Consider the following 26,065-nt stretch of genomic DNA (forward strand, 5'->3'; position numbering starts at 1 on the left):
AGATGAAACGCTTTTCCGGACGATCCATTGCGTCGGTTCTTTATGCCCTGGCGATCTATGGCTTTATCTTTTTGCCGGTTGTGGTGCTGGTGCTGTTTTCCTTTCAGGATGGCCGCTTCCCCATACCGCCGTTCAAGGGATTTTCCCTGCGCTGGTATGAGGCCGTTCTCGCCGACAGGCGATTGATGGAAGCGTTGACCAACTCGCTGGTCGTCGCCATCCTCTCGTCAGCCATGTCGGTTCTGCTCGGGTTTCTCGCAGCCTACGGGATTGCGCGGTTCATGCTGCCGGCCAAAGGGTTGCAACGCGGCCTGCTGACGGCGCCGCTGACGGTCAGCTATCTGATCATCGGCATGGGCCTGCTGATCACCTTCAATTGGCTCGGCATACCCAAATCCCTGCTTGCGGCGGGCATCGGTCATGTGGTGATCAACATGCCGCTGTGCTTTGCCATCATCTACAGCCAGATGGGCGACCATCAGGCCAACATAGAGCGCGCCGCCCGCGATCTAGGTGCCAGGGAGTGGCAGGTTATGACCCTGATCACCGCGCCAATGCTGTGGCCCGCGCTTTTCGCCAGTTTCTTCCTCTCCATGACCTTTTCCTGGGACGAGTTCATCATTTCCTTCCTGCTGACACGTTTCGACGTCACTCTGCCGGTCGAGATCTGGAACCTGTTGAGATCCGGTCTGAACCCGAAGACCAATGCGGTCGGCAGTCTGGTGTTCGGCATCTCGGTGGTGCTCCTCCTGGTGCTTGAACTGGTCGTCTTCCGAAAGGCCAAACGGTCATGACGCAGCTCGCCGTTGACGTTCGTTCGCTTACCCATTCCTATGGGGACTTCAAGGCACTTGATAATGTCTCTCTGGCCGTTCCGAACGGTGCCTATACGGTGCTTCTGGGCCCGTCCGGCTCGGGCAAGACCACGCTTCTCTCCGTGCTGGGCGGCTTTCTCGTGCCTCAGCAGGGAGAAGTTCTGATCGAGGGGCGGGACATGACGTCCGTGGTGCCGGCCAAGCGGCCGACAACCACCATGTTTCAGGACTATGCATTGTTCCCGCACATGAGCATTGCCGACAATGTGGCTTTCGGGCTGCGGATGCGCGGCGTCGGCAAGAAAGAACGACTGACCAAGGCGATGGAGATGTTGTCGCTGGTTGGTTTGGCCGATGAGAAGTCCAAGAAACCGCATCAGTTGTCCGGCGGTCAGCGCCAGCGTGTTGCGCTGGCCCGTGCCCTTGCGGTGGATCCGGTGGTGCTGTTGCTGGATGAGCCGCTGGGGGCTCTCGACTTGAAACTTCGTCGGCAGATGCAGAGCGAGTTGAAAGCCATTCAGCGCGAAGTTGGCACGACCTTCGTTCACGTGACCCATGATCAGGAAGAGGCGATGGCCATCGGCGATGAGATCGTCGTGATGAACAAGGGCCGGATCGAGGATCTCGGCCCGCCCGAGCGGGTCTATTTGAAGCCGTCCAGTCGCTTTTCCGCGGGGTTCATGGGGCAGAGTTCTTTCGTCAGTGGCACGGTCGTGTCACAGGACCCTCAGACATTGCAGATCGATACGGTCTTTGGTCGTCTGCGCGTGCCGACCAGGGAACAAATATACTCCGCCGGAAGTGCTGTCGTTCTGTCCATGCGCCCGGAACACCTTGTTCTTGGGACGCCGTCGGCAATCAATCTGTCTCTCGGCACGGCGACAATTCGCGATGTGACCTTCCAGGGTGCGCACCACTTGGCGAAACTGCAGCATCTCGACGCCAGCGGCCTTGAGCTGACAGCGCAAGTGCCCCAGAGCGGCCATCCGCAAGTCGGAATGGAAGTTCAGGTTTCCATTCATCCGGATCATCTCGTGATCTTGAAGGACTAAGGGAGATCTCGATGCTGGAACGGGTAGGGGCGGACGAATGGTACAAGGTCGAGAGGGTGGGCGATGACGTCACCTACATCTGCGAGCCGCACATTCTTGAGTTCTATCGTTGCAACATCTGGCACGTACGCGGGCGCGATCAGGACATGCTGGTCGACAGCGGCATGGGGGTCGTCTCCCTGCGCGAGCATGTGCCGCTGGTAACAGAGCGCGCGCTGGAGGCCGTGGCCAGCCACACCCATTTCGACCACATCGGCTGTCATCACGAGTTCGACAAGCGCACGGTGCATCGCTGTGAATGTGATCTCCTGGCTCATCCGACCCGCAAGAACACTCTGGCCGACCCTTACGCCACCGATGAGATCTTCACCTGCCTGCCACCTGAGCCCTACGTTTCCAGCACCTATGCCGTCAAAGGCGCGCCTGCGACTCGGGTGGTTGATGATGGCGATGTGATTGATCTTGGCGACCGGCATTTCGAGGTAATTCACACACCCGGACATTCTCCCGGCGGCATAGCGCTTTGGGAAAAAGCCAGTGGCATCCTGTTTTCAGGCGATATTCTTTATGATGGGCCGCTGATCGAAGACACCTATCACTCCGACATGGGCGACTATATCGCCAGCATGAAGCGGCTTGTCGATCTGCCGGTGCGCATTGTCCATGGCGGGCATTTCCCAAGCTTTGCTGGCGAGCGCTACCGCCAACTCATTCAAGACTGGCTCACCACGCACGACGCGTGAGGCGCACTCATTAGGTTCACTACGGGTTCCAGGTGCGGGTCAGGGCTGAGATCAGGGCCTGTACTGTAGGGCGTTCCAGATGACGTTCCATGGTCAGGAAATTCAGGCTGGCGGGTACGCTGACGGCCTCGGCAACCGCCAGGCCGGAGGTTTGGCGCTCGTGCAGTGCGATGGATTCCCGGCATAGGCTCAGGCCGACGCCGGCCCTCACCATTTCCAGCATGGAGGCTTCCTGGTCGACCAGCGCGACCACGTTCTGCCGGGTGTGATACTTGTCTGAAATCGCGGCCAGAAGCCCGTGATGGGCCGACGTCGGCGGCGTACCGATCCAGGGCAGGGCGGCAAGCGCTGCCCAATCGGCATGTTCCACCCGTGACTGCCAGCCTGGCGGAGCAATAACCCGGTAAGAGAACTCTGCGAGTTCAATCCGGTGCAGCGGTTCATCACCTTGCTGCGGCAGGGTTGCATCCGGAGCGCAGAGGAAGAACCCTGCGTCGATCTGGCCGCGCGTCAGCCGGTTCAGGATGTCTCCGCTGACGGCGTGGCCAAGCTCCGTCGTGATGTCCGGAAACTCCGAACGCAGCCGCTTCAACAGCGGGCCCAGGCGGATAAAATCCGGATCAACGATCGTACCTATGCGTAGGGTTCCTGCGATGCGGCCGCTGCGGCGCCGGGCACTTCTCCGAAAATCCGCCATTGCCTCCAGCACCTGATCCGCCTTGGCGACCAGAGCTGTCCCATCGTCAGTCAGCTCCAGACCGTTGCTTGTCCTGCGAAAAAAGGTGGTTCCGGTTTCCTGCGCCAGTCGCTTCAACTGATGACTGACCGCCGGCTGAGTCAGGTTGAGGATCTCTGCGGCGCGCGAAACACTGCCCTCTCGGGCGACGGTAGCAAAAGCCAGGAGGGCGTTGATGTTGAGCAGGTGAGCCATATAAATATTTTTAATATCATTCTGAGGGAATTGTCATTGGATATTTTCGTCCGCGCTCGCTAGCAATTCTGGCAATGGGTTGAGGGAGGAAACTATGCCGGGCGACTTGACGTTTGATTATATCGTGGTGGGCGCAGGGACAGCCGGTTGTCTGCTGGCCAATCGCCTGAGCGCCGATCCCAACAACCGCGTCCTGTTGCTGGAAGCTGGCAAGCCCGACAACTACCACTGGATCCACATTCCTGTCGGCTACCTCTACTGCATCGGCAACCCGCGCGCCGACTGGCTCTACAACACCGAACCGGATAAAGGACTGAACGGTCGTAGTTTGCGCTATCCGCGCGGCAAGACGCTCGGCGGCTGCTCGTCAATCAATGGTATGATCTACATGCGCGGTCAGGCGCGCGACTATGATGCCTGGGCGAAGATCACTGGCGAAGACGCCTGGTCCTGGGACAGCAGTCTGCAGGATTTCAAGCGCCACGAGGATCACCACAAGCTCGACAAGGGTGCTGATCCGGAAACCGGCCACAACAGTCGCTTTTCCGACATGCATGGCTCCGGCGGGGAATGGCGGGTGGAAAAGCAGCGATTGCGCTGGGATGTACTCGACAGTTTTGCTGATGCCGCTGAACAGATTGGCGTCGAGAAGACCGATGACTTCAATTCAGGCGATAATGCCGGCGTCGGTTATTTTGACGTCAATCAGCGCTCCGGTTGGCGGTGGAACACCTCCAAGGCATTCCTGCGTCCCATAAAAAACCGCAAGAACCTGACGGTCTGGACCGAGGCACTGGTGGAAAAGTTGACTTTCGATCAGGCCGATGGTCTGCGCTGCAATGGTGCCGTCGTCCAGCGCGCCGGTCAGTCCGTCAGTGTTTCCGCGCGCAAGGAAGTGGTCCTGTCCGCGGGGGCAATCAACTCACCGCAGATCCTGCAGGTCTCTGGCGTCGGTCCGGCCGGTCTGTTGCAGAGCCACGGCATCGATGTGGTGCTGGATGCGCCGGGCGTTGGTGAAAATCTTCAGGACCATCTGCAGATCCGGGCGGTCTTCAAGGTGGCCGGCACCAAGACGCTGAACGCGCTTGCCTCTACGCTTTTCGGCAAGGCGATGATCGGTCTGGAGTATGTTGCCAAGCGCTCCGGCCCGATGAGCATGGCCCCCAGCCAGCTCGGGGCTTTTACCCGCTCTGACCCGGCCCGTCCGCACGCCAATCTGGAATATCATGTTCAGCCGCTCAGCCTGGATGCCTTCGGCGAGCCGCTTCATGCCTTTCCGGCCATCACGGTGTCGGTCTGCAATCTGAACCCTTCGTCTCGCGGTCATGTGCGCATCGGCTCAGGCGACTTTCGCGATGCGCCAAAAATCCTGCCGAACTATCTGGACACGGAGGAAGACCGGAAGGTTGCCGCAGACAGCCTGCGGCAGGTGCGCCAGATCATGGCCCAGCCGGCCATGGCGGCCTATGCCCCGGAAGAGCATAAGCCGGGCGTTCAGTATCAAAGCGATGCAGAGCTGGCGAAACTGGCCGGTGACATTGCCAATACGATTTTCCATCCCGTCGGCACTGTCCGCATGGGGCGCGCTGATGATGCGGCAGCGCCGCTCGATCCGCATCTGCGGGTCAAGGGAGTTGCCGGATTGCGCGTGGTCGATGCGTCGATCATGCCCGAAATCACCAGCGGAAACACCAATTCGCCCACCCTGATGATTGCCGAAAAGGCATCTCAGTGGATCCTGGCAGGAGCGTGAGGCACCGGGCTGACCCGTTGGCGTGTCAAGAGATGTGATAGGCGGTAGCACCCCTGAGATGAGTGCCGCATTGCGCAGAATGGGTAAGCACTTACCGTTTTGGCATGGCATAGTGGCGCAGGTGGCGTTTCTGGGCGGCGATGCGGAATTGGGCATTGGCGGCGCCATATCCGGAATAGCCGCCTTTTCTTTCGACGATCTCGAAGAAAAAACCTTCCGCATAGGTCGGACTGTAGAGCTGGAAATACTCGCCGCCCTGATCGTCCCGGTCGTAGAGAATGCCGCGCTGCTTGAGCATTTCCATGCGGTCTTCCTCCAGGCCGAATCGCGCATCCAGGTCATCGTAGTAGTTGGGCGAGATCACCAGCGGTTTGAAACCGTTGCTTGTCAAAGCCTCCACCGTCTTGAAGATGTCGTGGCATTCGAACGCGAGATGCTGAACCGGCGAGCCGAAGCTTTCCTCCAGAAAGCGTCCTGCAAAGGTTCGTGCGTTTTCGGCCCCGTTAAGAGTCACGCGGAAGCTGCCGTCGGCGTTCTCGATGGCCTGACTGCGGACGAGACCGGCTGGATCGACCACATCAACCATCGGCGTCTTGTGAGTGTCAAACAGCGAGGTGTTGAAAAGAAGCCACGTGAGCATGTCTTCATAGGGCATGGTCTCGGCCACATGATCAACACGGGTCAGGCCCGCGTTGATGACATTAGCCCCGGTGCTGAGTGGCGTGAATTCCGTTTCCCAGACCTTCGCAAGATCACCTGACCTATCGACAAAATGCATGATCCCGCCTCCCAGTCCGCGGATCGCGGGGATTTCCAGCTCTCCCGGTCCGACAGGCTGAGAGAAGGGCGCAGCTCCGAGGGCCTTGGCACGTTCGACCGTTGCCTTGGCATCTGACACTTTCAGCCCGATGTCGCACACATTGGTGCCATGGGTCAGATAGGAGGAATGGGCAAACCCGGTCTGGTCCGTATTGACGACAATTCGGATATCGCCCTGCTGCCAAAGGTCAACCGCCTTGGCGATATGCCGTTTGGTCTTGGCAAAGCCGAGGGTGGAGAGCATGGCACCGAGTTCGCTGGCTTCCTGCTCGTTTGCAGCGAATTCAACGAACTCGATCCCTTCCACTTCGACGCGGGGTGGCATCGACGGCACCTCGATCTTGATGTCGGGTTCGGTGCGGCGAACCTGGTCCATCAGGTAGACGAGTGAGCGGTGACCATCCTGTGAAATCGAGCGGGCAGACCCGCCGCGGAATTGGTCGTTGAAGATCTCCAGAGAGATCACACCGTCATATCCTGTGGCCGCAATCGCGCTCATGAAGCCGGTGACGTCCAGATCGCCTTCGCCCGGCATGTTGCGGAAGTGGCGGCTCCAGTACAGCAGGTCCATGTCGATCATCGGCGCATCGGCCAGCTGAACGAAGAAGATCTTGTTGCCCGGAATGGAGCGGATGCTCTCGTTGGGAACCTTGCGGGCAAGCGAATGGAAGGTGTCGAGGATCAGACCGACCTGATCATGGTCGGCCCGGCGGACAATTTCCCAGGCGTCGCGGTGGTCATTGATGTAGCGACCCCAGGCCAGCGCCTCATAGCCAATGCGCACACCATGCTCTTTTGCAACATCACCCAGCGCGTTGAGGTCGTTCGCCGCACGGTCGATGCCTCCAAGCGCCAGTGGAGAGACATTGGAGCAGATCAGTACCAGATCAGTGCCCAGCTCGTTCATCAGGTTGAACTTCCGCCTGGCCCGTTCGAACGCCCTGGAGCGTTGCGGTTCTGGCATTCCCTCAAAGTCGCGAAACGGCTGAAACAGAGAGATTTCCAACCCGTGATCGCGCACCATCTTGCCAACGTCCCGAGGACTGGCGTCAAAGGCGAGAAAGTCGTTCTCGAAAATCTCCACCCCATCGAAACCGGCGGCAGCTATGGCCGCCAGTTTCTCACGCAGGTCTCCGGAAATCGAGACGGTCGCAATCGCGGTTTTCATCTGAAGTTTTCTCTCGATCAATAGCCGAACAAGCGCGGCAGCCAGAGGACAGTTGAAGGCATGAATGTGAGGATGAAGAGCACCAGAACCTCCACCAGGAAGAACGGTAGGATGGCCCTGGTTATTCGGGCCATGCCGACTTGCGCGACCCCTTCGGCGACGAAGAGACACAGGCCAAGGGGCGGTGTGATCAGGCCGATCATCAGATTGAAGATCACCAGAATGCCGAAGTGCACGGGATCCACACCCAGCCCGACGGCAATTGGGTGAAGGATCGGCACAAGCACCAGCATCGCCGCAATACCCTCCAGAAACAGGCCGACGAAGAGGAACAGCAGCATCGCAGCCAGCAGGAACGTCGTCTGGCTATCGACGTTTGTCAGTACCCAGTCGGTCAGCATGTTGGGCACGCGGTTGTAGGTCAGCACCCAGTTGGCAGCCGATACCGCACTGATGATGATCAGGATCACCGAGCTGTCGCGCATGGCCCCGGCGAAAAGGCGCGGCAGAGCGGACAGTTCGATGTTGCGATAAACGAACAGTCCGAGGATCAGCGCATAGGCAACCGCGAAACTGGCCGCCTCTGTCGGCGTGACGATGCCCAGCAAAATAGATCCGACGACGAAAACCGGCATCAGCAGCGGGAGAATGCCGCCCAAGACTGCCGAGCGCGCAGACGGAATTTCCATGTCGTCATCTACGTCGGACTGGTCGATCTTGACTGTCAGCATGACATAGGCAGACAGGAAGACAGCCAGCAGGATGCCCGGCATCACACCGGCAAGAAAGAGCGCTGGGACCGAGACGCCAGAGACGATCAAGGCATAGATGATCACCGGAATAGACGGCGGAATGATCGGCCCGATGACCGAAGAAGCTGCCGTGAGCGCGGCAGCGAAAGCCCGCGAATAGCCGTGCTTTTCCATTTCCGGAATAAACACGCGGCCAAGTGCAGAGGTATCAGCCACAGCGGAGCCCGACAGACCGGCAAAGATCACAGAGGCCCAGATGTTGACCAGTGCCAGACCGCCACGCAGACGGCCCACAAGCACGTTTGCGAAGGCAATGATACGGCCGGTGATGCCGCTTTCATTCATCACTTCGCCGGCCAGCACGAACAACGGGATAGCCAGAAGCGGGAAGGAGTTCATGCCCTTGAACATCTCCGTTGCGACAATACGCAGGGAGTAGGGGGCTTCGCCGAAGCCCATAAAGACCAGCATGCTGGCGAAAATCGTCACGGCGATGGGCACACCGGCGACCAGCAGCAGGATAAACAGCGCGTAGATCATCTTATGCTGCCTTCTTGTTGGCCGAGAGGCGTTCGATAAAGCGGATCAGGGCAGCAACGGCCAGAATGGCGCCGCCGATGGCCATGGCATATTGCCAGGTGCCGACCTTGCCGATCCAGTTCAGCCATTCCAGGCCAGTGGTGTCGGCAAGCCAACGTCCGGTGGAGCGCAGGCCGGAAGAGGTGATATGGCCGCGTCGTGCTGCGTATTCATGTCCGGACACCATCAGTCCGACGCCGGCAGCAACGGTGATGAGATCGACTGCCGCAAAAAGGCGTTCGCGCAGTCGGAAGGACAGAAAATCCGTGAAGATCGTAAAACGGATGTGGCGGTCCTGGAGATAGGCCAGGGCCAATCCGAACATCACGCCGTAAATGGTCAGATAGATGGGAAGCTCTTCACCCCAGGACACCGATTCACCGACGGTGTATCGACGCAGCGAATTGATGAAGATGATGGCGAAGACAAGCGCCATTGACAGGCCTGCGCCAAAGCCGAACAAGCGGCGCGCAAGAAAACCGACCATAGACATGATATTCGTCCTGAAAAAGGGGACCCGGACAAGCCCGCCCGGGTCCTTCGTTATTGCTTATTCGCTGGCCGAAGCGGTCGCCGTCTGGAGACGATCGATCCATTCTGCATCCGCGCCGAGTTCACCGCGCAGATAGTCAATCACAGCTGGCTGAGCTTTTTCAGCAAAAGCTGCGATTTCGTCGGCTGTTGGAGAATAGACCTGCATGCCTTCTTCCTGAACCTTGTTGACACCTTCAGCCGAAGTCCACTGCTGAATGGAGCGGCCCATGTTGCCGGCGACGACGGCAGCGCGCTTCACGACGGCCTGATCTGCGGCCGAAAGACCAGAGAAGAACTCGTCAGAGATGACAAGGAAATCAGCCGCGTAGACGTGACCATCGAGGGTCATGTACTTCTGCAGCTTGTGCAGGCCGTTGTTGTAGATCACGCCGACCGGGTTTTCCTGACCATCGACAACACCGGTGGACAGTGCGTTCGGCAGTTCGGTCCAGGCAATCGGGGTCGGCTCGCCACCCAGCCCATTGACCATTTCCAGGTACAACGGGATTGGCTGAACGCGGAACTTCAGGCCCTGCATGTCTTCCGGCTTGCGGATTTCACGGGTGTTGTTGGTGAAGTTACGGAAACCAGTTTCGCCATATGCAAGTGTGCGCAGGCCGGTCTGCTCCAGGCAATGTTCCGCGAGCGCGTCGCCGAATTCGCCGTCCAGAACCTTCCACGCAATGGTTGCGGAAGAGAAGGTGTAGGGAATGTCCAGAACGGAAGCCGCCGGGCAAACTTTTGACATGGCGCCGGAGATCAGAACCATCTGAGTGACATTGTCGATCGCCTGGTTGACCAGCTCGTCTTCGTTGCCGAGCGCACCGGCCGGGAACAGATCGACGGTCAGATCGGTTTCGCCTTCAACGATGTTCTTGAAGACGTGTGCGGCCGCACCCTTCTTGGATGCAGTCCAGTCGTCCGGATCAACGTGAGCAAGACGGATTGTCTGGGCATGAGCCGCGCTGGCCAGGCCGATGGAAAGCAGCGTACCGGCTGCCAGCTTCACAAAATTGAATTTCATACTGTCCTCCCAAGAGACGTTAGGTTTCCGCAGCTTCCTGCGAAAGAGTATCGAAGGCATCAAACGTTGCCTTCATCCGTACCGGGTCGGCAGACCGACCGGTAAAGAGCTGAAAGGCTCGCACGGCCTGGAACACTGCCATGCCGGAGCCGGGCAAGACGCGGCAGCCTTTGGCGCGCGCACTTGCAAGAAATTCGGTTTCCAAAGGGAAATACACAATGTCGGCCACCCACAGATCCGGGTGGATCAGGTCGGCAGGGAAGGGCATCCCCGGTGATTTGGCCATGCCGACTGGTGTTGCATTGACCACTCCGTCCAGACCGGCGGTCGACTGTTCCGTGATCGCCGACAAGGCTTGCGCTGTAACGTCGGACCGGTTTCCGGCCACCTGCTCCGCCAAAGCCGCGGCCCGTTTCGGGTCTGCATCATAGATTTTCAGGCTTTTGACGCCGCAGTCAGCCAGTGCATGGGCAACGGCGACGCCAGCACCACCCGCACCGATCAACAGAACTTCGTCACGTTTTGCTCCGCCCATGCCACGGGTAAAGCCTTCGGCAAAGCCCCAGAGATCCGTGTTGTGGCCATAGGTCTTGCCATCGCGGAAGACAACCGTATTGACCGAGCCAACAGCCCGAGCGTTGTCCGAGAGCGTATCGAGCAGCGGCAGAATGTCGATCTTGTAGGGGAAGGTGATGTTCAATCCATCGAAGCCGGACAGTTCCGCAGCGCGCACCAGATCAGCCAGTGCCGGAGCTCCGCTTGAGAATGTGTCTGTATCGATGATCTTGTAGACGGCGCGCATGCCCTGGGCTTGCGCTTCCGCCATATGCATCTCCGGCGTCCGGGATTTCTGGATCCCCTTGCCGATAAGACCAGCCAGCAAAGACCCTTTTTGGGTGCTCATGACCGGTTCCTCCCATTTCATTTCTTGTTGTGACGGAAATTGTACTATTCAGTTAATTGTGTCAATCACTTTGTACACAGGGGTTAATTCTGCTATCCAGCAGCCTTGAGAGGGAGGCACCGAGCACATATGGCCGTTGAAGATTTCGCAGCAGCACCGAAGGGCGGAAAAACCGGGTGGAAACAAGACCCTGAGGGGGTTCGCGCGGATATCCTGGCGACGGCTCTGGCAGAGTTTGCCGAGAGTGGTTTATCGGGCGCTCGCATGGATGAAATCGCGGCGAAAACCCGCACATCCAAGCGCATGATCTACTACTACTTTGGGAGTAAGAACGAGCTGTATCAAAAGGCTCTGGAGGAATCCTACCGGGCAGTGCGCTCAGGCGAGGAAGCCTTGGAGCTGGATCACCTCGACCCTGTATCCGCCCTCAAGCGACTGACGGAATTCACCTTCACCCACCACCGCGAGAACCCGAACTTCATCCGCCTCGTGATGATCGAGAACATCCACAAGGGGCAGTATCTGGCCCAATCGGATACGATCAAGAACCTCAACCGGGCCGCAATTGCCAACCTGGATGCACTCTATGAGAGGGGGGTCAAGACGGGCGTATTCCGCGAAGGCCTGTCACCGCTTCGAATCCATTGGCTCATTTCGGCTATCAGCTTCTTCAACGTCTCCAACGCGACGACATTCTCTCTGCTGTTCGGCTCGGAGCTCTACGGAGACCTTGGCCAAAAAACCGCCTGCCAAGACGCCAGCGACGCCGTCCTGAATTTCGTTCGGGCGCAGCCGTAACAACCAAAAGTTCCAGCTTTGTGGAGGTAGTTTCCTTGGCTTTTCTCTGGTGCCGATGCCAGCGAGGCTTAGTCGTCGACCTCTGTCGTTACAATCTCGATGAGGGCGGAGAACATGGAAATGCCGTTTTTGAGGATCTCGTCCGGAAAGTCATAATCAGGATTGTGCAGGTCAGGCTGCGCTTCGCCCGCGCCCAGCCCGAACATAGCACCGCCGTACCGCTTGGTGATCTCGCCAAAATCTTCGCCCCAGCGAAACGGCTGATCAATCGCGACAAAGGCATGCCCCGTCATCTCGGTTGCCTGCCGGATCATGTCGAAGCCGATTTGTCCATTTGTGGTCGCCGCGAACTCTTCGCGGATATCGAACGACACAGTCAAGCCATCGGCCTCAGCCAGTTCCGTCGCACAGGCCATAAGCTCTTGCCACATCTCCTCAACAACCGCGCCCAACTCGGCACGCAGCGTGAAATGCGCTTCGCCCTGTCCGGGACAAATGCCTGATGCCTGAACACCCACCTGGGAATAGACCGGAACAACAAGAGCGTAAGCATCCGGGCGATCATACTTCGCCTGAATCTCGCGGGCCTTCAGCGTCAGTTGCGCCAGGGCAAACGACGGACTGAAGCCGGTTTCCGGCTGGGCGCTATGGGCTTCCTTGCCCGCCATTTTAATGCCGGCATATTTGACCTCTGAAGCGAAGGTTCCCGTCTTGCAAATCACAGCACCTGCGGAAAACCCCGGTAGATTGTGCAGGGCGAAGGCATGGTCCGGCTGAATTTTCTCAAAATTTTCATGCTGGCAGCAAGAGCGCGCACCACTGCCTGTTTCTTCATCCGGCTGAAAAAGCAGAACCACACGGCCCTTTTGCGGCCTGTCTGCAAGCGTCTGCGCCACCCCGGCAAGGATCGTCATGTGTCCGTCGTGGCCGCACTTGTGTCCAACCCCGTCATGAAGCGAGCGATAGGCAATATCATCGTTGATTTCATGGATCGGAAGCGCATCAAGCTCACAACGGATCAGCACCGTTTTGCCAGGCGCCTTGCCCTCGTAGATCGCAGCAAAGCCAGCGCCACCAAGCTGAACAAACGCATCCGGCTTGGCGTGATCTTCCAGGAAACGCCACATATGTTTCGCGGTTTCCATCTCCTGGCGAGACACTTCAGGATGGGCATGCAGCCAATGACGCAGGCTGATCAATTGATCCATGTTGATGTTCAACGATTTGCCTTTTCTCTCAAGCAAGCGCCGCACGGACCATGCCCGCGCGGCCTGTGTTCAATCCCGGTGTGTTACCCCAAGGCGCTTCAGCCCAGGGTTTCACGCACCACGGCTTCTGTGGTCGTGATAATGATATCGGCCTCATCCTTGGTCAGGCAGAACGGCGGAGCAAACCCAAGGATATCGCCCTGTGGCATGGCCCGAGCAATGACCCCCTTGGCAGCCATGGCTGCCGAAATCTTGGCGCCCACACCAGCGGAAGCATCAAAGAACTTGCGGCCATCCTTCTCCTCGACGAACTCGATCGCCGCTAGCATGCCGACGCCGCGAATATCCCCGACGTTCGGATGATCCGCAAGACGCTCACGGAAGCCAGCCCGCAGATAATCCCCTGTGACCGTATTGTTTTCGATCAGGTTCAGGTCATCCAGCAGCTTCAGGTTTGCCACCCCGGCCGCCGCCCCGATCGGGTGTGCAGAATAGGTCCAGCCATGACCGATCGGACCGAACTCGTCAGTGCCGTCTTCCAGAACCTTCCAGACCTTGGCCGACACAATGGAGCCGGACAGCGGTGCATAGGCGGATGTCAGCCCCTTGGCGATGGTGATGATATCCGGCTCCATGCCGTAGTGAGACGAGCCCATCATGGATCCGGTCCGGCCGAAGCCCGTCACGACTTCGTCGGCAATCAGCAGGATGTCGTGCTTCTTCAAGACCGCTTGAATGGCGGCCCAATAGCCTTCCGGCGGCGGCACGATGCCGCCCGTGCCCAGAACCGGTTCGCCGATAAAGGCTGCAATGGTGTCCGGCCCTTCTTTTTGAATAAGCTCTTCCAGCTTCTGCGCGCAATGATCGGTGAAGTCAGCCTCCGACATGTCCAGATCATCGCGGCGGAAATAATACGGCGCCTCGGTGTGAATGACCTGATCCAGCGGCAGATCGAACTTCTTGTGGAACAGTTCCAGTCCTGTCAGCGAGCCGGTAACCAGGCCCGAACCATGATAGCCGCGCCAGCGCGAGATGATCTTCTTCTTCTGCGGGCGCCCCAGAATGTTGTTGTAGTACCAGACCAGCTTGACGTTGGTTTCATTGGCATCAGAACCTCCCAGGCCAAAATAGACCTTGGACATATGGGCCGGTGCACGGTCCATCACCATCTTTGCCAGGGTGATGGAAGCTTCGGTGCCATGGCCAACATAGGAGTGATAATAGGCCAGCTCATGCGCCTGGGCAGAGATCGCTTCGGCAATTTCGGTACGGCCATAGCCGACGTTCACGCAGTAGAGCCCGGCAAACGCGTCCAGAAGCTTCTTGCCATCACGGTCTTCGATATAGACCCCCTGGGCACCAGAGATCACACGGCTTGGCGTTTCACCGCGTGCATGCTTTGCCAGATGTGTGGAGGGGTGGAAAAAGTTCTCGCGGTCCCATTGGCTCATTTGATCGTTGTGCAGCATATTTTTGCTCAGCTCCAGTCTCGGCAAACGTATTTGATTTCGGTGAATTCTTCGAGGCCATGGCGCGCACCTTCACGCCCAAGGCCTGATTGTTTGACGCCCCCGAACGGAATGGGAGGGCCGGTAACAGATGTGCGGTTGATCGCGACCATGCCGAACTCGAGCGCCCGCGACATCCGGTAGATGCGTTTTGGGTTTTGGGTGTGGACATAGGCAACCAGCCCGTATTCGGTGTCATTGGCACGGCGAACGACTTCGTCTTCGCTGTCGAACGGCGTCAAGGCAGCCACCGGACCAAAGGTCTCTTCACGCATGATGTCAGCTGAATCCGGCACATCCACGAGCACAGTCGGCTCAAAGAACAAGGAGCCGGCCGAATGACGCTTGCCGCCCAGGGCAAGGCGCGCGCCCTTGGACATTGCATCGGAAACTTGCGCTTCCTGTTTCTGTACCAGCCGCTCATGCATCAGCGGGCCGATGTCCGGATCGTCCTTGCCGGCATCGACCGTCAGCACGCAGGCAGCCTTGATGAAGCGCTTGCAGAATTCGCTGTAGATCTCGCGGGCAATGAACATCCGGTTGGCGCCCAGGCAATCCTGACCACTGGTGGCGAATTTAGCCGCTATCGCCTCGGAGACGGCACGGTCCAGATCGGCATCCGCAAAGACGATAAACGGCGCGTGGCCGCCCAGCTCCAGCACGAGCCGCTTAACGGTGCCGGCGCATTGGCGGTAGAGCAAACGCCCGACCTCGGTTGAGCCTGTAAACGACAACGCCCGCACGCGGGTATCAGAACACCAGGGCGTCACCACCGTTTTGGCATCACCTGGCAGCACGTTGAACACACCCGCCGGCACTCCGGCCTCATGCGCCAGCTGCGCCAGAGCCAGCGCCGATAGCGGTGTCTCCTGGGAGGGATGGGCGACAATCGTGCAGCCTGCAGCCAAGGCCGCAGCCGCCTTGCGCGTCACCATCGCGGAGGGAAAGTTCCAAGGAGTGATCAAAGCCACGACGCCAATTGGCTCTCGCCAAAGCTCGACTTCGGCGTCTTTCATGTGGCTGGTGATGCCCTCCACATTGGCGCGTTTGGCCTCTTCGGCGTAAAACTCGACAAAGCTGGCGGCATAATCAATTTCGCCCCGCGCCTCAGAGATCGGCTTGCCTTGTTCTGCCACCATGATCTGGACGAGCTGTTCACGACTTTCGACAATTTTTGCGTGCCATTGCTTCAGGACAAGGCTGCGGTCCTGAGGCAGGAGAGCGGCCCACGCTCCGAAGGCGTTCCACGCCGCGGCGACGGCCTCTTCGGCCATGTTCGCGTCCATTGCGTCGACCGTAGCGATTGCTTCGCCCGTCGCCGGATCTGTTACTGCAAAGCTGGGTTCGGCTTGTCGCCAAGTGCCATCGATATAGCCCCCGGATTTGACCAAAGGCAGCTGCTTCAGCGGCACTGTCTGTTCGTCGTTCTTCGTGGCCAACATCAGATGCCCTCCATTGGAGGGACTTTAGGAGTTTACAATAGAAGATGGAGCCGAAGCTCTCTGCAAAGCCAGAAGAAAATTCTGACGAATGGCTTAAAAGCAGCTCATTCGTCTGCGTCGATTGAAAACAGGTGCAACGGCGGACCTGAACGGCGAACCGTTTTGGTGACGACATAGGAATAGTAGCGAGCGATATCGCCAGAGGATTCCAGCACAGATTCAATCAGGTCCTGATAGGCCTCGATGTTGGGTGCAACAACCTGGATCAGATAGTCATAGCCACCTCCGATGGCCCAGCATCCAGTGATCTCTGGATGTTCACCAACGGTCCGCTCAAAAGATTGAAAACGCGCAGCCGCATGGGAATCCAGCTCAATTGTGACGAAAACCGTCACTGCACCCGGCAGCTTGCGCAGATTGATTTCAGCCCGGTAGCCTGAAATCAATCCGGATTGTTCCAGGCGTCGTAGCCGCTCCCAGCAAGGCGACGGCGACAGCCCGACCTTTTCCGCAAGGGCAGCTTTGGTAATCCGTCCGTTATCGGACAGAACGCGGAGTATCCGAAAATCAATGCGATCTAACTTGAGCATCTCGCTTCTATATCGGTGCACCCAAACGGGTTCAACTCATGAGACTAACCGCAGTCACCCAGACCCAAGCCCGATTGAGCCCAAGAAAGCCCGTCGAATTTCTTCGAGGGGGCTTTTGCCCCAAGTCGCGCAAACACCCTACGACCCATAGCGTTAAAATCGAGACGGGGAAAACCCGCCTGAGGTCGCCGGGCAAATGCCAAGCCTGTGAGATACCTCTAGGACTTATCGATTTTCTGGTTTGCGAGCTCACGCTTGCGATTTCCGATGTAAATCAGCGCAATGGCTGCAAGAAGCAGGAAGATGGCGCCCCAGCGTTGCCCATCAAGCGGATACGCCTGATTGCCCAGCCAAGCGAAATTGTCGATCAGCAGGCCCATGGTCAGTTGTCCTGCCACGACAGCGACAGTCGCTGCGGCAATGCCAATGAGCGGCACCGAAAAAACCATCGCGACAATGTAGAACACACCAAAGAACGCGCCCGTGAGTTGCCAGCGCGGCGCTTCCAGCAGGCTCGTTTCCTGCGGAACCTGGACAAACAGAACCAGCAAAACGCTGATCAAAGCCCCCAGCACGAATGTCAACCAGGCCGTCGCCAGAGTGCCAACCGCCGAACCGAGACGACCGTTGATGCAAGATTGCACGGCCAGCGTGACGCCCCCGATAAGGGCGAGGGGGATGAGAATGAAGCTAAGCATTTTGACCTCAACGCGTAAGAATGAGAGCAGCTGCGATCAACGCAAGGGCACCGAGGCGATACAGGTCGACCCGTTGCCGCGGCACACCGAAGGCACCAAAGTGGTCCAGCGCCAACCCTGACGCAACTTGCCCAAAAAGGATCGCCACCATGGTGGTGCCGACCCCTATGAGCGGTGTCACAGTGGTGATGATAACGACGTAGACGGGCCCGAGGACACCACCTGTAAGCATCCAGCGCGGTTGGGCGAACATCTCCGGCAAGGCACGATGCCGTGCAAAAACAAGGGCCAACGACAAAAGCAGGCTTCCGACAAGGAAGATGCAAAGCGTTGCCGACATATGTCCAACGTTCTCGCCCAAGGGCCCGAGCAGTCCCGCTTCGACCGACAGGCCCATACCTGCGACGAAGACGACGAGAAGTGTAAGAATTTGGGTCACGATGCCTCCTTTGGCTTCTCGCCAGAGCTAGAGACATGTGCGATGGACAACAATCTGCGATCTAAGGTAATATCATTTGCAATATGAGCAATAATCTTAATCTGAATGGACTTCGTCTTTTCGTTGAGGTCGCCGCGCATGGCAGCTTTAGCGAGGTCGCCCGTCGGCGTGGCTTGCCCGTTTCTTCTGTGTCGCGGCACATCAGCGCTTTGGAACAGAGCCTGGGACAGAAACTACTGGTACGAAACACACGCTCGCTGCGATTAACCGACCATGGCCACGGATATTACCAGGCCGTGCGCGATGTTCTGAGTACTCTGGATCTGGCGTCAGAGCAGGTTCGCGGCAGTGCAAGCGAACCGCGTGGCGTCTTGCGCATCAACGCTCCCCTGGCGTTTGGGCGCCGCCATATCGCGCCGCATCTAGCGCTCTTTCAGGCGCGTTTTAATGCGCTTGAAGTGGAGCTGACGCTCACCGATGCATTGATCGACCCTATCGCGGACGGGGCGGACGTCATCGTGCGCATCGGAAGCCTGAAGGATTCCACGCTGCTCCGGCGAAAGCTCGCAGATCAGAGTTTCGTCGTGGCAGCGGCACCTGCCTATCTCGAACGGCATGGAGTGCCTGTCAAACCGGATGATCTCAGCAAGCACAATTGCCTGATTTACAGAGGCCACAATGGCGAAATGCCATGGCGTTTGCGACAGGGGGAGGAGCAAGTGCCTTCTCTGTCTGTGAACGGAGACCTGCGCAGCAATGATGCCGAGAGCCTCATTGCCGCTGCTCTTGCGGCTCAGGGCATCGTGCTTTTTCCGACCTGGCTTCTGCATGAGCATCTCGCCTATGGGTATTTGCAACCAATCCTGACTGATTGGCTTGCTGGCTCGGAACAGACAGATGGCGCCATCCACCTGCTTTACCCGGAAAACCGGATGCTCTCTTCCAAAGTCAGTGCCTTTCTGGATTTCCTGGGCGAAACCGTCGGCCGTCCAGCCTACTGGGACCGACCAGTTTCACTAACCTGACAGCGCCTTTTCGTCTGCAGGTTCAGCAAGAAAAATATCCATAAATTCAGAGAATTTTGACGGGCGAGCCATTCAACGATGGCAGGGATTGGTCTGTTAAAATTGCCAAAATGGATATATCGACCAAACCATTTTCTTTCTAGCACTTGATGAAATTGCACCGGAGATTGAGGTGCTCTGCGACACTGCGAAAAGACAGAAATTCTTCGAAAGGGCCGAAAATGCAAGTGCTGGACCGCGTCGAACTCTACTTGGTAAAAACGCCCTTGCCAGCACCGCATAGGCCCTCATGGATCCCCGGAACGGTCCGAACCCAGGTCTCGATGTGCATTGTTCGGTTCATCACCAATGACGGTATCGAGGGATGGAGTGGTTTTCCTGCGGCGGGTCGCGAGCGCGCCGGGCTTGGAGACCTTCTCGCCAGCCTTTTTCTTGGTCAGGACACTTCAGACATCGAAAGCCTGTCAGAGCGTATCCAGATCATGGCTGCAGGAGGCAACTTCAACTGGTGGCTCGAGCCAGCCTTTTGGGACATCAAGGCCAAGAGCGCCGGTCTGCCACTCTACAAACTTCTTGGCGGATCCCACGACCGTATCAAGCTCTATGCCTCCTCAGGAGAACTTCGAGCCCCTGAGGCACGGCGCGATGAGGCGGAAGCGCGGCTCGCTGAAGGCTTTGACACGCTGAAAATCCGGGTCCATGACTTTGATGAATCCATGGATATCGAACATATTTCCGACGTTGCGACCTATATGCAGGGAAGGATGAAGATCTCGGTTGATTGCAACCAGGCCTTCCGGTTGACCCAGAACGGTGACGCGCCGCTGTGGTCGCTTGAGCGGGCCAAACGCTTTGTCGATGCGGCAGCCGATGTCGGGCTTGCCTGGGTGGAAGAGCCGTTGTTCGGCGAATGGCATGAGGAAATTGCCAGACTCACAACTTACGCGCGCGTTCCCGTCGCCGGTGGCGAACTTCATGTCATGGGCCACCGCGAGCTGGAGCGGATGTTGAAGATGGGCTGCTACAACATCTATCAGCCGGACGCGATGTGGGCAGGGGGTGTTTCACAAAGCCTCAAGGTCGCCGCGCTCTGCCGCGAGCAGGGACTGAAGTTCACGCCGCATTGTTGGTCAAACGGCTTTGGCTTCATCGTCAACGCGCATGTCTTTGCCGCCAGCGGCTTTGCCGGAGAGGCGCTGTTTGAATATCCGGTCTCACCGCCCGGCTGGATCCCGGAAGCGCGCGACATAATTTTCACACATCCCTTCCTGCACGACAATGGCTGGTTCAACCTGCCACAGACATCTGGACTGGGTTTCGAGATTGATTTGCAGAACCTTGAAAAATACGGACGCTGCTTCTTCAAGGCCAGCCGCAAAAGCGTTCACTGGATGCCAGAAGCGATTGCTGATTTTTGATCGGGCAGAAACACAACTTACCGTGGTGCTGCCCGCCTGCCTGGCTTCGGTGTGGCGGGTTATACGAGAAGTGTAGAAGGAGAAAAGATACGACAGCGGATCACGTCGCAGCATACTCTGACATGGGGCGCGCTTGCGGAAAATGCCGGGCCGGAGATGCCGACAGAGAATGACCGGACACGGGCAGAATGATGTCGGAATAAGTCCCGGCCTGTAGGACCGCTTGCGGACCACCAAAATGCCAGACTACACCGCAGAGCCCGTCGTCGCAGCGCGGATAGAAACCCACTGCCAATTCGTTCCTGGTATGCCGCGCTCTAAAAAAGTATTTCCGAAGCGTAAGATTGCTCAGCCATCTTGTTTCGAAGGTCCCTTCGAAAGACACGCCTCTCAACGCCTGCCGTGTCCGACTGAGGCTTTTGAAGCGTGTGCCACGCGAAGCTTGCGCGCTGTGCCCTCCGAACTGGTGCGCCACAGCTTTTATCTGCTTTCACAATATCATCAGACGCAGTAAGCATCCTGATCTTTGAATTTTTGGGACATGTCATGGCGCAAAATGCCGCTATCTATAAAGTCGAGCTTTCAGTTTCCGATATGGATCGTCATTATTACGACACCCATAAACTGACCGTTGCTAAACATCCTTCAGAGACGGATGAACGGCTGATGGTGCGTATTGTCGCTTTCGCACTAAATGCCCACGAGCATCTGGAAATGACAAAGGGCCTTTCAACCGATGACGAGCCAGATATTTGGCAGAAAAGCCTGAGCGGTGAACTTGATGTGTGGGTGGCCCTTGGACTTCCCAGCGAAAAACTGATGCGCCAATCCTGCGGCAAAGCCGACAAGGTTGTCGTCTATCCTTACGGTGGCAGGACGGCCGAGATGTGGTGGGACAAGATCAAAAACAGCACCTCCCGTTTTGAAAATCTTCAAGTGACAAGTTTCTCCGAGAAAGACACGACTGAACTGGCAAAACTGGCGAGCCGCACGATGAAGCTCCAGGTCAATATTCAGGACGGCGAGGTGATGGTCAGCGTCGGTGACAGCATCGTTTACGTTACCCCGTTAAAATGGAAGACTGCCGCATAACTCATGATTTTCTGGTGCAAACATGGACGTGGTTTATGCAGTGGCACATCTGACCCGATGTGATTTCACGAGCGTTTGCACTTAAGCTTTGCTGGGGCGTGCTAGAGATTTCCAGGATGACATGTCCCCGACAGAATGTCGGTCGGATTGCTTAAGTCGCCCAAAAATACTGCGTATATTCAACCAACACATCTTTTCAAGCATTGCATCACGGAGGCGGGCAGGGACTGTCTGTGCCCGGCGCCAAATTTGCCAGAGGTTTTCGCGTTCCCGCGCTGCGGCGGATCAGGAGAAAGCTGATCAACCAGGATTCTGCACTACGCGTTTTTTACCCGGCGGTATGTGGTTTCGGCGCGCTTTGGTGAATTTGTTGCGCAGTGTTTTGTTAATTTTATATACTTGACTATTAAACTCATATTTGTTTTCTGAGGCGCGGGATGATCAGTGTTTGTACTGATATCCGGCCAAAGGAGATTGGTATGATTACCCGGGTTGGAACCTGTCTGGCGTTGTTGATGGCGCTTCCTGTTTTTTCGCCAGCAGCCCTGCATGCTGAGACTGCTTTCATCGATCATCGAGGCAAGACAATCACGCTTCAGGAACCACCCAAGCGGGTCGTGACAATTGTCCGCTCGACGCCGATCATCTACCGCGCGATCGACGACACGGCCGAGCATATTGCCGGCATGAACAAGGATTCTCTGGATCGGTATTTCACCAAGGGCATCTACACCGAAATTCTGCCGGAAATGTCTTCCATAGACATCAGCGCGGCCCAGGAAGGCTTCGTCCCGAATGTGGAAGCGATCCTGGCGATGAAACCGGACGCTGTCATCCAGTGGTCCCATGACGAAAAGCTGATCGAGCCGCTCGAGCGGGTTGGCCTGAAGGTGGTTGGCTGGAAGTGCTGCACGGAACAGGATCGCCTCGATTACCTGACGCTCACCGGCTACATGACCGGCCGCAACGATCGCGCTCAGGCTATTCTGCAGGCGCAGCTCGACACATTGAAAGTGTTGGAAGACAAGGTTTCCGGTCTGGAAGCGGCATCGCTTCCTTCCGTTCTGCATGTCGATCAGGTCGGAGATCAAATTCGCATCATCGCCAATGGCTCGCAGAACCTTGCGCTCAGCGGCGTCACCAATCCGGCCGCCGACGACAGCGGTGAATGGTGGCGCACTGTCGATTTTGAACAGCTGCTGGTCTGGAACCCGGACATGATCGTCATTCCGGCCTATGCGACAGAGCTCAATCCGCAGGACTTCTTTGACAATCCACTGCTTTCCAACCTGGATGCGGTCAAGGCCAAGCGCGTCTACAAACAGCCGGTGTTCGCCCGCACGCCCGATGCGCCGGAAATCTTTCTGACGTCGGTCTGGCTGGCTGCGGTTGCCCATGGTGCGGACTATGCACCGGAGTTCGGAACCAAGATCCACGACGTCTACAAACTGATCTATGGCGCCGACCTGACTGCGGATCAGATGAAGGCCATTCTCGAACTTAAGAACAATGCACCTGCCAAAAACTATGTCGAAGTCTTTGGCTGAGGCTCCTTTTCCCGGACATGAGAAGCGCGGAACCTGGCGGAGACTGGCAACAGTCTCCGTTCTTCCGGTACTGCTCATCTTGCTTGTTCTGGCGATCCTGTATTCCGTCACGATTGGCCGATATAATCTCTCCGTTCACGAGGTCGCGCTGATCCTGATTGACAACATTCAACCGGTCGCTCAGCCGAGCTGGGAGCCGGTGGAAGCGGTTGTCGTCGAACAGGTCCGCCTGCCTCGGATCATTGCAGCCGTCATCATCGGCTTCGGCCTGTCGATTTCCGGCGCGTCCCTGCAGGGGCTGTTTCGCAACCCGCTGGTCGACCCGGGTATCATCGGCGTGACGTCCGGCGCTGGGTTTGGTGGAACGCTGGCGATCCTCCTCGGCATGCAAGGCTATACCAAGCTTTCGACGGCGTTCCTGTTCGGACTGTGCAGCATCTTTCTGGTGAAATTTCTGTCGACTGTGCGCGGACGCACCAGCATGTTGACCCTGGTTCTGGCGGGGGTTGTCATCTCAGCCTTCTTTTCCGCCGCGATTTCAATCGCTAAATTGCTGGCCGATCCGTTCCAGAAGCTGCCAGCCATTACCTATTGGCTGATGGGAAGCATCGCCTCCACCAGCTATTCGGACGTGCTGTTGATCGCCGTCGCCGTCGTGCCAGCATCCATCGCGATCTATCTTCTGCGCTTCCAGATCAACCTCATGTCGTTGGGGGAAGAAAAGGCCCGCGCCCTGGGGACCCGGGTTGTGCTGGTGCAATGGATTATCCTTTTGGCGTCGGCGCTCATTTCGGCGGGTGTTGTCGCCACGTCCGGCATTATCGGCTGGGTCGGGCTGGTGATCCCGCATGTGGCCCGGGCCATCGTCGGCGCCGATCACAAGCGGTTGCTGCCGGTCTCCGGAATTATCGGCGCGATCTATCTTTTGATGGTCGACAACCTGTCTCGCACCCTGACGACGTCGGAGATACCTCTGGGCATTATCACCGCCCTCGTGGGGGTTCCGGTGTTTGCGATCATCTTGCGGCGGCTGCACACGGTCGGGGGATGGTCAAGTGATTGAAGTCAGAAACCTTACGGTCGAGCGCGGAGGGAAACCTATCCTTTCGGGCTATGAGTTCTCTCTCGAAGCGGGCGGAATTTTGGCCGTTCTCGGCGCCAATGGTGTCGGCAAAACGACACTCATCAACACGCTGATCGGTGTTCTCAAGCCGCGGCAAGGAACGGTTCAGGTGAAGGGAAAAGTCGGCTTTGTGCCGCAGCTGTTTGAGGTTCCCTTCGCCTATTCCTGCCTCGACATTGCGTTGATGGGACGCGCGCGCCACCTTGGCCTGTTCGGCTCTCCGGGCAAGAAGGACTTTGAAATTGTCCGCCATTATTTCCGGATGCTCGGCATTGAAAGCTTGGAAACGCACGCATTCAATGCTCTCAGCGGCGGGCAGCGTCAGCTGGTAATGATCGCCCAGGCGCTGGTATCGGAATGCGAGCTGCTGGTGCTCGATGAGCCCTGCGCGGCACTTGATTACAAAAACCAGGACAAGGTTCTGAAACTGCTTCACCAGCTGCAGACGGAGCATGGGCTGACGATCATCTTTTCGACCCACATGCCGCAGCATGCCGTGGAAATCGCCACGGATGTGCTCTTGATGACCAGCGGAACACACTTCATGAGGGGGAAGACGGTGGATGTGCTCACATCCGAGAACCTCTCCACACTATACGACCTCCCGATTGCGCGGGCGAACTTCGACGGATTGCCCAAACATACGTTTGCCCCGGTCTTCAGGCAGCAGGAGGTTCGCAACGATGGACGAAGCGACTAAGCGTATGAAAGGCATTGCCTTTATTCACTGGGGCAACGGCTGGCAGCTGCGAAGTTGTCAGGATTTCCGCTATTACATCGACGATCTCATCTACATTCATGACCTGCCGAAAGTTGACCTGTCCGCCTATCACGCGGTGATCATGCCCGACGCAATGGACGCCGAGGCACCGCGGTCCCATGCGCGGCAGCTGAATGCCTATCTTCATGACGGCGGGTTTCTGATTGTCTGCCTGCAGGGCCACGCCGACTGGCTCGACGTTCCCGGACTCGAATGGCGACCGGGCAATTGCCGCGACTGGCTGTGGTGGACGAAAGGCGAAAAGCTTGAGGTCCGTCTCTCCGATCCGGTCCACCCGATCACTGCATCCCTGCCGATGGCTCATATGAGCTGGCACTGGGGTGGCTCCTACAATGTGCCCGAAGGTGCACGCTCCATTCTGGAAATCGACGACAGCGGGAGGAGTCTGTTTCTCGACTTTCCGATGCTTCCCGGTGGTGGGCGCCTGCTGCTGACGACCCTGGATCCGCATTCGCATAACGGCCAGCGGTTCATGCCGGCGACGACGCGTTTCTTGCAGTCGTTCTATCCGTGGTTGAACCGGGAGCTGGGCATCGAGCGGTGCGTTCCGAACCGCTTCACCTATCTGCAATGTTCTCACGTGCCCAGCGAGTGGCATCCGGAGTGGATTGAACGCAGCCTTCAGGAGGCCGGGTTCGAGACGCTGTTTGCACCGCTTTATGATCTCGGGGCTGACCTATTGGCCAAAACCGACACGCTCTACATTCCCAGCAGCCACGACGAATTCTTCTTGAAGTCTAGGGCCGACGAATTGGTGGCGTTTCTGGCGCGAGGCGGCAACCTCATCATCTGCGCGGAGCCCTGCCAACCGTGGCTTCCCTTCATGGCGCCATTTCAGGCCGTGCCCCCAAGACCCTTCACCAATATCAAGGTTAGGATACGCGACGACCGCTTTGGCATCTTCTCTGGTCTGGGGGAGAATTTCGATGGCTGGCAGGGTGTCTTCGGGCAGTATGCGCGCGGATGGACCGACATGCCACCGGGGGCGCTGTGGCTGACGGATGTCGGCGCCAAAGAGGACCCAAAGCCGGCCGACTGGATCTGGCGCTATCCGACCACAACAGGCCGAGGTGGCTTCGTCTTCATGCACAATGGCGACAACATGACACGCTATCCGGATCATGGCCCGGGCAAGGAAGCGCTGGTTACCAACATAGCGCTCGCCGTGAAGAGGCTGTCGCTTGGGGAGATGTTGTTCTAGCGGGCGTCGGTTTCTCACGAGATCTCCGCAATGTCCGCGTTTGTCGTTTTAATTGGGAACGCCGTTCCTGGTCGTGATCGGGTGCACAAAAAAATGCGAGAACGGCGTTACGCTTCTGTAT

The 26,065-nt window shown here is 57.7% G+C and carries 25 protein-coding genes; 12 read left to right on the forward strand and 13 right to left on the reverse strand.

From position 1 onward, the window contains the following. Positions 1-2: 2 nt before the first annotated feature. From J0X15_RS03895 to J0X15_RS03905, 3 genes are read left to right on the forward strand one after another with little or no spacing between them, the layout of a single operon-like run. Positions 3-794 carry an ABC transporter permease gene (locus J0X15_RS03895; protein WP_206938390.1) on the forward strand — a complete coding sequence of 264 codons (792 nt, stop codon included), beginning with the start codon at positions 3-5 and terminating at the stop codon, positions 792-794. Next, positions 791-1,867: an ABC transporter ATP-binding protein gene (locus J0X15_RS03900; RefSeq protein ID WP_206938392.1), complete on the forward strand. Its 1,077-nt coding sequence runs from the start codon at positions 791-793 to the stop codon at positions 1,865-1,867. Before J0X15_RS03895 ends, J0X15_RS03900 begins: the two co-directional genes overlap by 4 nt. 14 nt (positions 1,868-1,881) lie before the next feature. Beyond that, positions 1,882-2,610, forward strand: coding sequence for an MBL fold metallo-hydrolase (locus J0X15_RS03905; protein WP_408015327.1), 729 nt, complete (start codon positions 1,882-1,884; stop codon positions 2,608-2,610). Between the two features lie 19 nt (positions 2,611-2,629). Here J0X15_RS03905 and J0X15_RS03910 read toward each other — a convergent pair whose 3' ends face one another. Then, positions 2,630-3,541, reverse strand: coding sequence for a LysR family transcriptional regulator (locus J0X15_RS03910; RefSeq protein WP_206938394.1), 912 nt, complete (start codon positions 3,539-3,541; stop codon positions 2,630-2,632). 94 nt (positions 3,542-3,635) lie between these two features. On the opposite strand from J0X15_RS03910, the gene J0X15_RS03915 reads away from it, so the two are divergent. Then, entirely contained in the window at positions 3,636-5,294 is a 1,659-nt protein-coding gene (locus J0X15_RS03915) for a GMC family oxidoreductase (RefSeq protein ID WP_206938395.1), read from the forward strand. A gap of 91 nt (positions 5,295-5,385) precedes the next feature. On the opposite strand, the gene J0X15_RS03920 is transcribed toward J0X15_RS03915, so the two are convergent. Genes J0X15_RS03920 through J0X15_RS03940 form a run of 5 tightly spaced genes read right to left on the reverse strand, consistent with a single transcriptional unit; the run spans position 5,386 to position 11,074 of the window. Further along, positions 5,386-7,281: a bifunctional sugar phosphate isomerase/epimerase/4-hydroxyphenylpyruvate dioxygenase family protein gene (locus J0X15_RS03920; RefSeq protein WP_206938396.1), complete on the reverse strand. Its 1,896-nt coding sequence runs from the start codon at positions 7,279-7,281 to the stop codon at positions 5,386-5,388. Between the two features lie 17 nt (positions 7,282-7,298). After that, positions 7,299-8,573, reverse strand: a complete 1,275-nt coding sequence (locus tag J0X15_RS03925) for a TRAP transporter large permease (protein ID WP_206938397.1) — start codon at positions 8,571-8,573, stop codon at positions 7,299-7,301. 1 nt (position 8,574) lies between these two features. Beyond that, on the reverse strand, positions 8,575-9,105 hold the full coding sequence (locus tag J0X15_RS03930; protein WP_206938398.1) for a TRAP transporter small permease: 531 nt from the start codon (positions 9,103-9,105) through the stop codon (positions 8,575-8,577). A 57-nt stretch (positions 9,106-9,162) separates the two neighbouring features. Next, the gene (locus J0X15_RS03935; RefSeq protein WP_209015068.1) at positions 9,163-10,170 is read right to left on the reverse strand and encodes a DctP family TRAP transporter solute-binding subunit; all 1,008 of its coding nucleotides are present in this window, start codon (positions 10,168-10,170) and stop codon (positions 9,163-9,165) included. Between the two features lie 19 nt (positions 10,171-10,189). Further along, entirely contained in the window at positions 10,190-11,074 is an 885-nt protein-coding gene (locus J0X15_RS03940) for a shikimate dehydrogenase (RefSeq protein ID WP_209015069.1), read from the reverse strand. A gap of 129 nt (positions 11,075-11,203) precedes the next feature. Here J0X15_RS03940 and J0X15_RS03945 point away from each other — a divergent pair, with 129 nt between their 5' ends. Beyond that, entirely contained in the window at positions 11,204-11,872 is a 669-nt protein-coding gene (locus J0X15_RS03945; protein ID WP_206938401.1) for a TetR/AcrR family transcriptional regulator, read from the forward strand. Positions 11,873-11,940: 68 nt separating this feature from the next. Here J0X15_RS03945 and J0X15_RS03950 read toward each other — a convergent pair whose 3' ends face one another. The 6 genes from J0X15_RS03950 to J0X15_RS03975 form a co-directional block, all read right to left on the reverse strand. Beyond that, positions 11,941-13,080 carry an amidohydrolase gene (locus J0X15_RS03950; RefSeq protein ID WP_206938402.1) on the reverse strand — a complete coding sequence of 380 codons (1,140 nt, stop codon included), beginning with the start codon at positions 13,078-13,080 and terminating at the stop codon, positions 11,941-11,943. Between the two features lie 98 nt (positions 13,081-13,178). After that, positions 13,179-14,549, reverse strand: coding sequence for an aspartate aminotransferase family protein (locus J0X15_RS03955; protein WP_206938403.1), 1,371 nt, complete (start codon positions 14,547-14,549; stop codon positions 13,179-13,181). 8 nt (positions 14,550-14,557) lie between these two features. Continuing rightward, positions 14,558-16,030, reverse strand: coding sequence for an NAD-dependent succinate-semialdehyde dehydrogenase (locus tag J0X15_RS03960; protein WP_206938404.1), 1,473 nt, complete (start codon positions 16,028-16,030; stop codon positions 14,558-14,560). Between the two features lie 104 nt (positions 16,031-16,134). After that, a complete protein-coding gene (locus J0X15_RS03965) occupies positions 16,135-16,620 on the reverse strand; it encodes an Lrp/AsnC family transcriptional regulator (RefSeq protein ID WP_206938405.1) in 486 nt (161 codons plus the stop codon). Positions 16,621-16,838: 218 nt separating this feature from the next. Then, positions 16,839-17,318: a DMT family transporter gene (locus J0X15_RS03970; protein ID WP_206938406.1), complete on the reverse strand. Its 480-nt coding sequence runs from the start codon at positions 17,316-17,318 to the stop codon at positions 16,839-16,841. A 7-nt stretch (positions 17,319-17,325) separates the two neighbouring features. Then, positions 17,326-17,757, reverse strand: a complete 432-nt coding sequence (locus J0X15_RS03975) for a DMT family transporter (RefSeq protein WP_206938407.1) — start codon at positions 17,755-17,757, stop codon at positions 17,326-17,328. 83 nt (positions 17,758-17,840) lie between these two features. On the opposite strand from J0X15_RS03975, the gene J0X15_RS03980 reads away from it, so the two are divergent. Together J0X15_RS03980 and J0X15_RS03985 are read left to right on the forward strand one after the other, a co-directional pair. After that, entirely contained in the window at positions 17,841-18,782 is a 942-nt protein-coding gene (locus J0X15_RS03980) for a LysR family transcriptional regulator (protein WP_206938408.1), read from the forward strand. A 221-nt stretch (positions 18,783-19,003) separates the two neighbouring features. After that, positions 19,004-20,200 (forward strand): mandelate racemase/muconate lactonizing enzyme family protein, encoded by a 1,197-nt coding sequence (locus tag J0X15_RS03985; protein ID WP_206938410.1) that lies wholly within the window; start codon positions 19,004-19,006, stop codon positions 20,198-20,200. A 100-nt stretch (positions 20,201-20,300) separates the two neighbouring features. On the opposite strand, the gene J0X15_RS03990 is transcribed toward J0X15_RS03985, so the two are convergent. Continuing rightward, on the reverse strand, positions 20,301-20,489 hold the full coding sequence (locus J0X15_RS03990; RefSeq protein WP_206938412.1) for a hypothetical protein: 189 nt from the start codon (positions 20,487-20,489) through the stop codon (positions 20,301-20,303). A gap of 257 nt (positions 20,490-20,746) precedes the next feature. On the opposite strand from J0X15_RS03990, the gene J0X15_RS03995 reads away from it, so the two are divergent. The 5 genes from J0X15_RS03995 to J0X15_RS04015 all read left to right on the forward strand — a co-directional run bounded on the left by J0X15_RS03995 (position 20,747) and on the right by J0X15_RS04015 (position 25,944). Further along, the gene (locus J0X15_RS03995; protein ID WP_206938414.1) at positions 20,747-21,292 is read left to right on the forward strand and encodes a YaeQ family protein; all 546 of its coding nucleotides are present in this window, start codon (positions 20,747-20,749) and stop codon (positions 21,290-21,292) included. A 479-nt stretch (positions 21,293-21,771) separates the two neighbouring features. Beyond that, positions 21,772-22,839: an ABC transporter substrate-binding protein gene (locus tag J0X15_RS04000; RefSeq protein WP_206938416.1), complete on the forward strand. Its 1,068-nt coding sequence runs from the start codon at positions 21,772-21,774 to the stop codon at positions 22,837-22,839. Then, positions 22,820-23,902, forward strand: a complete 1,083-nt coding sequence (locus J0X15_RS04005; RefSeq protein WP_206938418.1) for a FecCD family ABC transporter permease — start codon at positions 22,820-22,822, stop codon at positions 23,900-23,902. Before J0X15_RS04000 ends, J0X15_RS04005 begins: the two co-directional genes overlap by 20 nt. Further along, positions 23,895-24,662 (forward strand): ABC transporter ATP-binding protein, encoded by a 768-nt coding sequence (locus J0X15_RS04010; RefSeq protein WP_206938419.1) that lies wholly within the window; start codon positions 23,895-23,897, stop codon positions 24,660-24,662. The genes J0X15_RS04005 and J0X15_RS04010 overlap by 8 nt, the downstream gene beginning before the upstream one ends. Further along, entirely contained in the window at positions 24,646-25,944 is a 1,299-nt protein-coding gene (locus tag J0X15_RS04015) for a hypothetical protein (protein ID WP_206938420.1), read from the forward strand. The genes J0X15_RS04010 and J0X15_RS04015 overlap by 17 nt, the downstream gene beginning before the upstream one ends. Positions 25,945-26,065: the final 121 nt, after the last annotated feature.

Origin of the sequence: Roseibium limicola, assembly GCF_017313085.1 — a bacterium.
In the GTDB taxonomy this organism is placed as follows: Bacteria; Pseudomonadota; Alphaproteobacteria; order Rhizobiales; family Stappiaceae; genus Roseibium; species Roseibium limicola.

Bases quoted from the DNA above. Each gene is read 5' to 3' on its own strand.
- J0X15_RS03895 (WP_206938390.1), top strand. From the start codon at position 3: ATGAAACGCTTTTCCGGACGATCCATTGCGTCGGTTCTTTATGCCCTG.
- J0X15_RS03900 (WP_206938392.1), top strand. From the start codon at position 791: ATGACGCAGCTCGCCGTTGACGTTCGTTCGCTTACCCATTCCTATGGG.
- J0X15_RS03910 (WP_206938394.1), bottom strand. From the start codon at position 3,541: ATGGCTCACCTGCTCAACATCAACGCCCTCCTGGCTTTTGCTACCGTC.
- J0X15_RS03915 (WP_206938395.1), top strand. From the start codon at position 3,636: ATGCCGGGCGACTTGACGTTTGATTATATCGTGGTGGGCGCAGGGACA.
- J0X15_RS03920 (WP_206938396.1), bottom strand. From the start codon at position 7,281: ATGAAAACCGCGATTGCGACCGTCTCGATTTCCGGAGACCTGCGTGAG.
- J0X15_RS03925 (WP_206938397.1), bottom strand. From the start codon at position 8,573: ATGATCTACGCGCTGTTTATCCTGCTGCTGGTCGCCGGTGTGCCCATC.
- J0X15_RS03930 (WP_206938398.1), bottom strand. From the start codon at position 9,105: ATGTCTATGGTCGGTTTTCTTGCGCGCCGCTTGTTCGGCTTTGGCGCA.
- J0X15_RS03935 (WP_209015068.1), bottom strand. From the start codon at position 10,170: ATGAAATTCAATTTTGTGAAGCTGGCAGCCGGTACGCTGCTTTCCATC.
- J0X15_RS03940 (WP_209015069.1), bottom strand. From the start codon at position 11,074: ATGAGCACCCAAAAAGGGTCTTTGCTGGCTGGTCTTATCGGCAAGGGG.
- J0X15_RS03945 (WP_206938401.1), top strand. From the start codon at position 11,204: ATGGCCGTTGAAGATTTCGCAGCAGCACCGAAGGGCGGAAAAACCGGG.
- J0X15_RS03950 (WP_206938402.1), bottom strand. From the start codon at position 13,080: ATGGATCAATTGATCAGCCTGCGTCATTGGCTGCATGCCCATCCTGAA.
- J0X15_RS03955 (WP_206938403.1), bottom strand. From the start codon at position 14,549: ATGCTGCACAACGATCAAATGAGCCAATGGGACCGCGAGAACTTTTTC.
- J0X15_RS03960 (WP_206938404.1), bottom strand. From the start codon at position 16,030: ATGTTGGCCACGAAGAACGACGAACAGACAGTGCCGCTGAAGCAGCTG.
- J0X15_RS03965 (WP_206938405.1), bottom strand. From the start codon at position 16,620: ATGCTCAAGTTAGATCGCATTGATTTTCGGATACTCCGCGTTCTGTCC.
- J0X15_RS03970 (WP_206938406.1), bottom strand. From the start codon at position 17,318: ATGCTTAGCTTCATTCTCATCCCCCTCGCCCTTATCGGGGGCGTCACG.
- J0X15_RS03980 (WP_206938408.1), top strand. From the start codon at position 17,841: ATGAGCAATAATCTTAATCTGAATGGACTTCGTCTTTTCGTTGAGGTC.
- J0X15_RS03985 (WP_206938410.1), top strand. From the start codon at position 19,004: ATGCAAGTGCTGGACCGCGTCGAACTCTACTTGGTAAAAACGCCCTTG.
- J0X15_RS03995 (WP_206938414.1), top strand. From the start codon at position 20,747: ATGGCGCAAAATGCCGCTATCTATAAAGTCGAGCTTTCAGTTTCCGAT.
- J0X15_RS04000 (WP_206938416.1), top strand. From the start codon at position 21,772: ATGATTACCCGGGTTGGAACCTGTCTGGCGTTGTTGATGGCGCTTCCT.
- J0X15_RS04005 (WP_206938418.1), top strand. From the start codon at position 22,820: ATGTCGAAGTCTTTGGCTGAGGCTCCTTTTCCCGGACATGAGAAGCGC.
- J0X15_RS04015 (WP_206938420.1), top strand. From the start codon at position 24,646: ATGGACGAAGCGACTAAGCGTATGAAAGGCATTGCCTTTATTCACTGG.